We start from the raw sequence: 9,260 nt of genomic DNA, 5'->3' as shown, positions 1-9,260 counted from the left end.
CAAAGGCTGGGCAAAGCTGTACGCCCAAGAGCTCTCTACAGGTCGGATGCGACGCTACCTGAGCGAGATCTCTGACAAGGCGTGGGACGTCGCAGTGAGCCTTCAGCACGACTACAACGCAACCGAGTGGGACGCCGAGATGCTCCTGGATGCAACCGCGCACGTCCTTCAGATGTACTCAACAGCCATCGTCAAGGTCAAGAGGCAGCCACCACGGCGGTGTCCGAGATGTGGCTCGTATCGACTCATGACAGACGGCGACGTCACCGAGCAAGACGGCGAGCAAGGTTGGCTCGAGGCGGAAGTTTGCTCGGCATGTGAATACCGAGGTCCTGAGTCCTTTAAGCCATGGTGAAGCAACTCTGCCGCAACGAGGGTGTAACAGGACGACCGCAGGGTCGGTATGTCAGTGGATAGGTAGACGTTGAAGCGAACGAGACATGACTACGTTGTTACAGGCTTGCGTAGGAAAACTTGTTGCAGGTCTGCATGAGAAATTATTTTCATGAAAGTTCGTTTTGCAGTTACGTACAAAATTATTTTTCATGAAAGTTGGTTTTGTGCGTTGTGGAAAAGTGGTTTGTCCACAAACTGCGTAGAGCACGAATCTTGACAGTCAAGACGCTAACCTTGACAGTCAAGGCCCCAAAATCCCCGCCAATACAGGGAAGTAGGCCCTGCGGAAAAGTCGCACTTGCGTTAACGTCTATTCCGTAGGCGATAATAGAGAAGTGCACCGGATGTGCCTCGGTGCAGTCGTCTTTCAACGAAAAAGGGACCGGTTGCACCCGGTCCCTTTAAGCCGGAGATGGACCGTCAATCGAGCTACGGGCCCCTACCGGATGTGCAGTGTTGTACATCCACCATAGGCCTGTGGGTACACGCACGCTAGTCCGTGGAGCTAGCGGTGGCTCGAACTCTTGAAGGGTTCGGTCATGGTGAAAATAATTGCTGTCGCAAACCTGGCGGTGAACGTAGCACGTTTAGTGCTCACGATTGCCCGTAATGGGTGCAACATCTAGCAGTATCAAGGAGGGGCCAGAGGCTTTGCTCCTGGCCCTCTCCGTACCTAGGAGCGCATCCTGTAAGTGGCCTACTCTCAGGGGCGCTACTGAGTAGCACTGAGACGTCGTATGCATCCCTGAACCAAAGGAAACCGTTGTGGAGCAACCTGTTCTTGATGCCCTGTACGAAGCCGGCTCTAGCGAGAAGGTGTTTCTCGGCTATGTGGCCATGACCGATCACACCGACATGATCAACACCCGCTCGGTCACCCTGTGGCAGCCAGCTCCATCCACGTTGAAGGAAGCCAAGGCATGGGCGGACGGACAGCAGGAGATTCCAGCCAACTACCGTCTCGAGGCTCGTGGTGTGGTGTCTTTCATCCTCAATACAGAGTCAACCAAAACAGCGCATGACAGGGATTGGACACCGGTGCGTGACTGAGAGTGGGAACGTGTTTTGACTTTGCCTGTTGTCTTGCATTCCTACGGCTGCTGCAGCTAGGAACTCGGGGCCGCTGAGGGCCGCCATTGTCCCCCCAGTTAGTCTCTCTCCATCATCATGCCTAGTCCGCTTAAACACAGAAGCTCCGTGTCATTCGCGACACGGAGCTTCTGGTAACCCTGACCCCCGGCGCTTCACGGCTCACGTCCTAGGACTGTCCGGAGAGGCCCCCTTGGGGGAATTCCCTCTTAGTATATAGCGATGACGTCACCATCGTCCAGCCCTGGACCTACGTACAACACCACTCCTTCTGAGGCCGCAGCGCTGGAAAGGATCATCTCTCCGGAGAGGTTCAAGGGGTTCGAGGATGAGGCGGCATCGACTTCCTGCGTGGCGTTGGATCTGTACCTTTGGGATCGGGATCTAGCCACTGCCGCCCTGGGCGACATTGCGATTTTGGAGGTAGCGCTACGCAACGCCCTGGACGAGAGACTGGAGATTTTGGCGAACCGCAGGGACTGGTACGACTCCACGATCGAGTTCGACGATCGATCGCGTAGAAGCATCCAGAAGGCGAAAAGAGACGTCCGGCGCTCTGGCAACTTCATTCCCGCGCGGGTGATCGCTCAGCTCATGTTCGGCTTCTGGCCCGAGCTGCTCGAAGCTGGTGGAGTAATCGACGAGAAGAAGAGCACCAAACGGATGGCGAACTATGAGGATGACCTCTGGCGTGCCGGGCTCAGTAAGGCGTTCCCTGGCGGTCGGCTTGTAGCTTCTCACCGAGGCGAGAAGTTCGACAGCACATGGATGCATGTGCTCATCAAGCGAGTACATGCCCTCCGTAACCGTGCAGGGCATCACGAGTCCCTGTACAAGGGCATCACCATGCCTGGGCAGCAAGGCACGCGTATTACCGTCGATGATGCTCACGAGGCATGTGTCCTCTTGGCTAAGTGCTTAGATCGCGACCTGGGGACTTGGTTTGAAAAGAACAGCCAAATGGCAAAGTGCCTTCCGCTTCGCCCGCCGTTGTAATCCAATAAAGGATCTGTGAGTGAGTGGCCCCTTACCTATGAGTTTTCGCGAAGTATGGTCGTCAACGGACGTCGCGCTCGATCTTGTGACCTTATGTAATGGGCGTTAGGCCCTACGCACGGGAAAAGTAGGTTTGTCCTTTGTGCTGGGTGAAGGTAAGTGCGAAGTCGGTGCAGTTTTCACATTCTCCAGTGAGGCTCAGTTCATAGCGGCGGCCCTCGATCGAGCCTTCGTTGCTGAGATTCAAGGAGATGTGGCTCTTGGCGTCCTCACCGCCGGCCGTCACAACCAGCTTCTGACCCGCCGCGTTTTCGAGGCGCAGCCCATTGATATGAAGTCCGAGATCGCTACCACAGTTCGGGCACTGGACTAATGAACCGCCACCGTAGCTGGGCTCACCAGCCAGCAAGACTGCTTCGGTGTCGGCGGTTGTCGGCAGCGACGCCTCGCGAACGTACCGCACGCCATCTATCTCGATGTGATCCTTCACTGCACTCCTCAGGTTGTGGACGACTAATTATCGTCTTGGTGGGTTGTTAACAGACCAGACACGCTTGACCAGGGGATCTCAGGTGATTCGATCGTCTCACCGGTGGCTAGGCGGACGCGGGCGATCAGGGAGTGGTACTGCTTACCGACACCGGCTGCCGCTGCTTCGCATTCCGCAAGCGTGACCGCCTTGGTCAGCCATTGGAAGGCGTCACCTGACAAGAGCCTGTGGGGTACGGACTGTAGGTGGAGGTAGTCGTTCCGACCCATGAGCGTGAACTCAGCGCCCTTTATCTCTGGCGTAGGGGGCTCAAGGTGGTAGATGAGCGACACGTCCTCCACGGAGACATCGGCTGTTCCAGTATTTCGGATGGTTACGACGGCCCCTCTCTCTCGACCGCGGTGATGCGCGTTGTGCGTCAGCAGAATGCCCATGCTGTCGAAGGGAGACTTAAGGATTGATCCAGCAACCCAAAGCATCGCTTCAAGTTCGACCACCACTTCTCTGATGGGGCCGAACCGCGCCATAAGGCTTTCAAGCACCTCCTCAAGGGTGTCATCTGTGAGGTTCGTTGCAGACAAAGCACCAGGGTCAGATTCGCGCTCGGTCTTCCACTGGTGTAGTAACTCGATTGGGTACCGATCACGGTGAGGGCCGTCGATCAGTTTGTGATGCGTCGTGCACAGGAGCATGAGGTTACTGAAAGCAGCCCGGTTGCCATCGGTCATTGCGGAGTCGTAGCGAGCGGAACCCGCATTAGCTCCGCTGATGTGTGCGATTTGCACCGCCACCAGATGCTCGCCCTCTGTCTCTTCAACAACTGGCTTTGTGCACCTGGGGAAGTAACAGGTTCCTCGCGCCAGATGAAACAAGGCTGCGCGAGTTCCGACGCTATAGCTACGCGCTTCATCCGACATCCGTGCAGTGTACTGAGACGTCACGACAGAACCGCGCGGGGTTCGACCAAATACGACCGGTTGTCGGCACTGTCTGAGCGAGGTTTCACCTCGTCGCTGGCCCCCGGCATTCCGCGGATCGCGGCAGTGCCAAAACCCGTGTCAGTAGCTGATTCTCATAAGCTCACCCGAGGCTGAGTTACTGACATGGAGGACAGCAGGCATGGGCCACATCATCGGATACGCACGCGTCAGCACCACCGACCAGCACACCGGCCTGCAGCACGACGCACTCACTAAGGCCGGCGCCTCCCGCGTCTTCACGGACCACGGCGTCAGCGGAGCGAAGACCACCCGCCCGGAGCTGGACAAGATGCTCGACTACCTGAGGCCTGGGGACACGTTGCTCGTGTGGCGTCTGGATCGGCTCGGTCGGTCCATGCAGCACCTCGTGGGCCTGGTGGCCGAATTGAAGGATCGCGGCGTAACCTTCCGATCCCTGCACGAGGGCATCGACACCAGCACCATCAACGGGGAGCTCGTGTTCAACATCTTCGCCTCCCTGGCCGCGTTCGAGCGTGAGCTGATCCGAGAACGCACCAGTGCCGGCCTTGCCTCAGCACGGGCCCGTGGCCGTCTCGGAGGCCGGCCGAAGAAGCACAACGACGCGACCGTACAGCGGATCAAGGAGCTGCGCGCGATGGGAACGATGACGCCCTCAGAGGTAGCAGCCGCGGCCAAGGTCAGCGTCTCCACCATGTACCGGCTCCTGCGCTCAGAGCCTGCGCAGGCTGCTCAGTAGGGCCCGGTGCCCCACTGCCACCAGCGGCGCCGTGAGCGGTCGTTTTGTTTAGACCTGAGGCCGCCGCCTGGATGTTCAGGGGATACTTGCCTAGCCTGCTCATCCTGCCCGGACAGTGCGCTCACGTCCTGCTCAGTGGGCCTGCTCACCCCCTGCTCAGTGGGCGCGCTCACGTGCTCAGCTTGGGCACGCTCACCTTGCTCAGGTCGCGCGGCCTCGATCATCCGTAGAGCCATCCGCAGATCCGCAGCATTCGCCTCAGCAGCTGCAGCAACCCGCTCTAAACCCTCCGCCTTAGCACGCTCTACCGCCAGTGCCGCCTCTAGCTCCCGGACCCGCTCAACTAGGACGCCGCCCGTTGGCGGTGCCTGCTCAGTGGGCGCGCTCACCTGCTCAGGCTGAGCCTGCCCACTGAGCGTGAGCCCATTGGCTAGTAGGTCCTCCACTGGGACTCGCCATTGGCTGTCCGTGCCCTTATAGGCGTTCGGGAACTTCCCCGCCTCCCGATACCGGCGCATGGTCGAACGCGACGAGTTGGTGCGTTCAGCAGCTTCCGAGAGAGTGAAGGCCGGCCTATTGCTCATGTGCCCAAACGTAACCGCAAAGACGAGGCGACTAGATCTTCTTGCCAGTGTGCGTCCGGTACATGAGTTTGTTGGTGCGTTTGTCGCGGCACGGGAACCGCCGCGGGGCCTTGCAGACCGGGCACTCTTCGGGGTTCTTGTCTGGCCAACGTCGAGGGACGCGGATGACCCCGCCGCCCATCGAGGTGCCAGTTTTCTTATCCATGGGACCAAGGCTAGTGGCGGGCCGGTTGACGGTGGGAGACACGCCACGCCGCTTAAAAAGCGATATCCCCGCCGGCGCCAACCAGCGGGGATATCTTGTGTCTGCAAGTTCAATCAATAGTGAAAGTGTACCAACTGCGCCAACGGTTGGGCATGTACGCGCGGTACAAGTGCTGAGCCGCGTGTCACCTGAGAGGGTGACGAAACCAAAACACTAAGCGTGGGCCCGCCCACGCCGCTGCCCGGGTTAGAGCCGGTTCAGCTTGTCGAGCCATGAGGCAGGGTCTTTCACCGGAGCGAGTAATCCCCGGAATCGAAGGGACACCAGGGCCAACTACTAGGCGCACTACTGCACGCGCCTGGTCAGACCTCATGGCATATGCCGTCGTCGCGCTTCGCCTAACAGCAGCGCCAGCTAGAAAACCCACACGCCACACCTACACCGGTGCCGTCGTTTCGCTGCCTTGAGTCTCCGAACCAACCTTCGGAGCATCAAGGCAAGCCCCTGCCCGCCGCCTCCCTGCCCAGTGCCGCCGGTATCCCCAGCGACCGCCTGCCAGCCCCTGAGCCGCCTCCGAGCCCCGCAGCAACCCCAACAGTCACAGGCATCGGGTACAGGACATTCAGCACTCACCAGGTAGCGTGCGCTCACCGGATTTCTTACGCTGTAGGCCGCAATCCCGTAGCGGAGGTAGACAGGTTGCAGTGTGCAACGCTTTACTAGGTGATAGCTCCTCTCCTGCTGGGAGGGTTGAGAAGTAGAGGCCAGGACCCCCGTGCTTAGCGGGACCTGGCCTTCGCGCTATCTAGAACTCGATGTCGATCCGGTGCACCGCGCCGTCGTACAGCTCCAGCCACGCCCCGTCGTCGTTCGCCTCCGCGTCGCCCATGGCCCCCAGCATCTGGTCTGGAATCCACAGCATTGGCTCACTGGAAGGCTGCGCGATGTCTACTCGCAGAGTCTTAGGCATCGCCTGGCGACCACGTAGGTGCTCCACCAGCTTCATGTCCCGGCCATTCAGCGACGGCGTTCGGTGCTCGAGGAAGACCCTCGACACTTCCATCTCACCAAGCTCCCACAGCAGGCGCTCCATGCACTTCGCCCGAGCCTTCTCCTGCTTCCTCAGATCCAGCGGCGTGCCGATCACCACCATGTGAGCGACATTCAGACCACAAACCAGACCGGTGACCTGCTTCTTCTCGCGGGCTTCCATGTCAGTCCAGTGCAGTTTCCGCGCGCCCTTGGGCAGGACGGCCCGTAGCTCGTCACGCGTCGGCTCACACTCGGAGGGATCAGCGACGACCGCCCCAAGCAGGTACATGCCCTGACTTTCCTTGACTCCACGCATGCTTTCATCGACCCACGCGTGGAGCTGGAAGCTACTGGACTCTGGCACTCATGGATTCTCCCAGACAGAGTAGGCAGTCGCACCCGAGCCTCTGGCTCACTCCAGCGCGCGAATAGCAGCCCTTTCCAGCCTCACCAGACAGGTTCCTCCGGTGACCAGAAGCCAGGTGAGTCCCCGAGAAGTCTTCTGGCTTGCTCGAGGTGATGGGTCAGCTGCCCCGTCGGGATCTGCGGTAGCAGCTCTTCTGTAGGTGCCTTTGCCGGGTTGGTCTGCGGGACCCTGGACGGGTCCCGGTGTGTGCCTGCGGCCCACGTTTTGGGTAGGTTCCGGTCTCGCAGAGCTCGCCTCTACACCCACCCAAAACCCCTGACCGCGGGTGGGCTTTGTTCCTCCGCTGTCGGACCACCCCCGGTCGATGCAAGGTATGATTGCCGTAACGCTACGGTCGCTGCGCGACCTCCTCGTTACGACAATCCCTTGCCCTGCGGGGCTGGCCACCGCTACGCGGTTGGCGGCTTTGACGGGTTCCCCGTCGGAAGGAGCTCGTCATGGCCGACTCGTCCCGCTGGTTCAGCCTGTTGCGGCAGCCGGCCCCCGCCCCTGAATCGGTCGCCGATCCGGTGCCGGCGACTGCCGACCAGGAGCCGGCGGGCCCGCGTGGTGAGCGGACCAAAACGGTGGCTGTCCGGTTGACGCCGGCCGAGCACGCCCGGTGGGTGGCTGCGGCTGAGGCCGAGGGTCGCGGGCAGATGGGTCGGTGGGTGCGCGAGACAGTGACGGCCCGGCTCGAGGGTCGGCCTGCTGCCGCCCCGGTTGCTGCTGTGGGTGAAACCCGCCAGATGCGGGCCGAGCTGGCCCGGATGGGCTCGAATCTGAACCAGATCGCCAGGGCGTTGAACATTTCCGCCCTGGGTGGCGCTCCGGCGCCGGCGCTCGAGGACATCGCCCGGAACCTGGACGCCGTACGCACGCAGCTCGGCGCAGTGCGGGACGAGCTGAGGGGCCGGTGATCGCGAAGATCACCCGAGGCGAGCGCGCCGGCGACATCGCGGCGTACCTGCATGGACCGGGCAAGGCCAACGAGCACACGTACACGATCGGGAACGTCCGGCGTTCCGGCGGGGTGGTGATCGGCGGGAACCTCGGCCGGGACGGCCACACCGACGGGGCGACCTGGGCCGCGGACCTGCGCGAGGCCGTCAGCACCCGGCCTGAGATCCGCAAACCGATCTGGCAGGTGTCGCTACGGACCGCGCCGAGGGATCGCAGGCTCAGTAACGAGCAGTGGCGCGATGCGGCCACGATGATGGCCCAGCGCATGGGCTATCAAGAGCATCCGTGGGTGATGGTGCGCCACGGAGATGATCACGTTCATATCGTCGTGAGTCGGGTCAGTGACACCGGCCAGGTCTGGCACGCACGTCAGGACTTCCGGGCCGCGCAGAGCGCAGCGACCGCCCTCGAGAAGCACTTCGGACTGGTGCAGGCGCCACGCCAGAAAACACCAGGACGAGCTCGAGTCAGTGAGAAGACGATCACTGAGAAGCAGCAGCAGGCTGCGGTGCGCCTGGGCGGGAAGCGGGCCGAGGCACTCGCTGAGTTCCTCGAGGCCAAGAGGTTCGTTGACCTGTCCTTCCCGACCCCACCACGACCAGGTAAAGCGCCCAAGGGCTCCCGGACCAGACAATCACCTGAGGTGATGAGGCCCCCGGTCAGGGATCACCGGCCAGAACGCGGATTCGAACGGTAACGCCACGAGCTGCCGCGGAACGCTCCGCGTCCCTTTGCCACTGAAATGACGTGGGAACCCCTCATAGTTGCCACATGGCTCAACCGCTTCCTGCGTCTGAAGAGAAATCCATCCGCAACTACGTCGAGTTGGAGTGCGGAACCGCTGACTCTAGCGACCCCGACAACAAAGTCACTCTGGTACAGAAGGTCAGTAGCTACCGGCTAGTGGGTACCGACTACGACGTTTATGACGTACACCTGCCCAAGGAGCGTTGGTGGGTCATCACCAATCCCACGAATCTCTACTCGCAGGAATCCTTTCCTGAATACGACGTCGCGTTCTCCTTCCATGTCGGCCTGATGCTCCGGGTGATGAACCGGAACCGGGTCGAGATTGAAGAGGAAAAGGCTGAAGAAGTGGGCGGGGCTTGGAGGCGTTACGAAGCCGCTGTTGGTGCGATGGACTCGGCGCGAGAAGCGGAGGACTACCAAGGCGTAGCAATCAAATGTCGAGAGACTCTGCTGGCCTTCGGACGCGAGCATCAAGAAGCTGAATGGCTCACCCCTCCAGAAGTGAAGTGCAAGGTAAACGACTTCAAAGGCTGGGCAAAGCTGTACGCCCAAGAGCTCTCTACAGGTCGGATGCGACGCTACCTGAGCGAGATCTCTGACAAGGCGTGGGACGTCGCAGTGAGCCTTCAGCACGACTACAACGCAACCGAG

General features: G+C 60.7%; 11 protein-coding genes. 7 read left to right on the top strand and 4 right to left on the bottom strand.

Going from position 1 to position 9,260, the window contains the following annotated elements; all coding sequences use genetic code 11:
• The 3 genes from FNH21_RS16935 to FNH21_RS16675 form a co-directional block, all read left to right on the top strand.
• The coding region (locus FNH21_RS16935; RefSeq protein ID WP_206687080.1) for a hypothetical protein at positions 1-355 on the top strand (355 nt) is incomplete at its 5' end.
• Positions 356-1,161: 806 nt separating this feature from the next.
• Entirely contained in the window at positions 1,162-1,446 is a 285-nt protein-coding gene (locus FNH21_RS16680) for a hypothetical protein (RefSeq protein ID WP_152817182.1), read from the top strand.
• A 261-nt stretch (positions 1,447-1,707) separates the two neighbouring features.
• A complete protein-coding gene (locus FNH21_RS16675) occupies positions 1,708-2,481 on the top strand; it encodes an Abi family protein (protein WP_152817181.1) in 774 nt (257 codons plus the stop codon).
• A gap of 112 nt (positions 2,482-2,593) precedes the next feature.
• On the opposite strand, the gene FNH21_RS16670 is transcribed toward FNH21_RS16675, so the two are convergent.
• Together FNH21_RS16670 and FNH21_RS16665 are read right to left on the bottom strand one after the other, a co-directional pair.
• Entirely contained in the window at positions 2,594-2,971 is a 378-nt protein-coding gene (locus FNH21_RS16670) for a hypothetical protein (RefSeq protein WP_152817180.1), read from the bottom strand.
• A 23-nt stretch (positions 2,972-2,994) separates the two neighbouring features.
• Positions 2,995-3,699 (bottom strand): hypothetical protein, encoded by a 705-nt coding sequence (locus FNH21_RS16665; RefSeq protein WP_152817179.1) that lies wholly within the window; start codon positions 3,697-3,699, stop codon positions 2,995-2,997.
• 391 nt (positions 3,700-4,090) lie between these two features.
• On the opposite strand from FNH21_RS16665, the gene FNH21_RS16660 reads away from it, so the two are divergent.
• Positions 4,091-4,669: a recombinase family protein gene (locus FNH21_RS16660; protein ID WP_152817178.1), complete on the top strand. Its 579-nt coding sequence runs from the start codon at positions 4,091-4,093 to the stop codon at positions 4,667-4,669.
• Here the strand turns inward: FNH21_RS16660 and FNH21_RS17530 are convergent.
• Positions 4,663-5,253, bottom strand: coding sequence for a helix-turn-helix domain-containing protein (locus FNH21_RS17530; RefSeq protein WP_152817177.1), 591 nt, complete (start codon positions 5,251-5,253; stop codon positions 4,663-4,665). The two genes, FNH21_RS16660 and FNH21_RS17530, sit on opposite strands and share 7 nt — an antisense overlap.
• Before the next feature lie 1,010 nt (positions 5,254-6,263).
• Entirely contained in the window at positions 6,264-6,854 is a 591-nt protein-coding gene (locus tag FNH21_RS16650; protein WP_152817176.1) for a hypothetical protein, read from the bottom strand.
• 500 nt (positions 6,855-7,354) lie between these two features.
• Between FNH21_RS16650 and FNH21_RS16645 the strand changes: the two genes are divergently transcribed.
• From FNH21_RS16645 to FNH21_RS16635, 3 genes are all read left to right on the top strand, one after another.
• Positions 7,355-7,816 carry a plasmid mobilization protein gene (locus tag FNH21_RS16645; protein ID WP_152817175.1) on the top strand — a complete coding sequence of 154 codons (462 nt, stop codon included), beginning with the start codon at positions 7,355-7,357 and terminating at the stop codon, positions 7,814-7,816.
• The gene (locus FNH21_RS16640; RefSeq protein WP_191932094.1) at positions 7,813-8,556 is read left to right on the top strand and encodes a relaxase/mobilization nuclease domain-containing protein; all 744 of its coding nucleotides are present in this window, start codon (positions 7,813-7,815) and stop codon (positions 8,554-8,556) included. The genes FNH21_RS16645 and FNH21_RS16640 overlap by 4 nt, the downstream gene beginning before the upstream one ends.
• 74 nt (positions 8,557-8,630) lie before the next feature.
• Positions 8,631-9,260, top strand: a 630-nt coding sequence (locus tag FNH21_RS16635; RefSeq protein ID WP_206687079.1) for a hypothetical protein, incomplete at its 3' end; no start/stop codon positions are given.

It is taken from the genome of Arthrobacter bussei (assembly GCF_009377195.2).
Lineage (GTDB): Bacteria > Actinomycetota > Actinomycetes > Actinomycetales > Micrococcaceae > Arthrobacter_D > Arthrobacter_D bussei.
This window is presented reverse-complemented; position numbering and strand designations above follow the sequence as displayed.

Coding starts and splice junctions, on each gene's coding strand:
- FNH21_RS16675 (WP_152817181.1), top strand. CDS start 1,708: ATGACGTCACCATCGTCCAGCCCTGGACCTACGTACAACACCACTCCT.
- FNH21_RS16665 (WP_152817179.1), bottom strand. CDS start 3,699: ATGACCGATGGCAACCGGGCTGCTTTCAGTAACCTCATGCTCCTGTGC.
- FNH21_RS16660 (WP_152817178.1), top strand. CDS start 4,091: ATGGGCCACATCATCGGATACGCACGCGTCAGCACCACCGACCAGCAC.
- FNH21_RS17530 (WP_152817177.1), bottom strand. CDS start 5,253: ATGAGCAATAGGCCGGCCTTCACTCTCTCGGAAGCTGCTGAACGCACC.
- FNH21_RS16645 (WP_152817175.1), top strand. CDS start 7,355: ATGGCCGACTCGTCCCGCTGGTTCAGCCTGTTGCGGCAGCCGGCCCCC.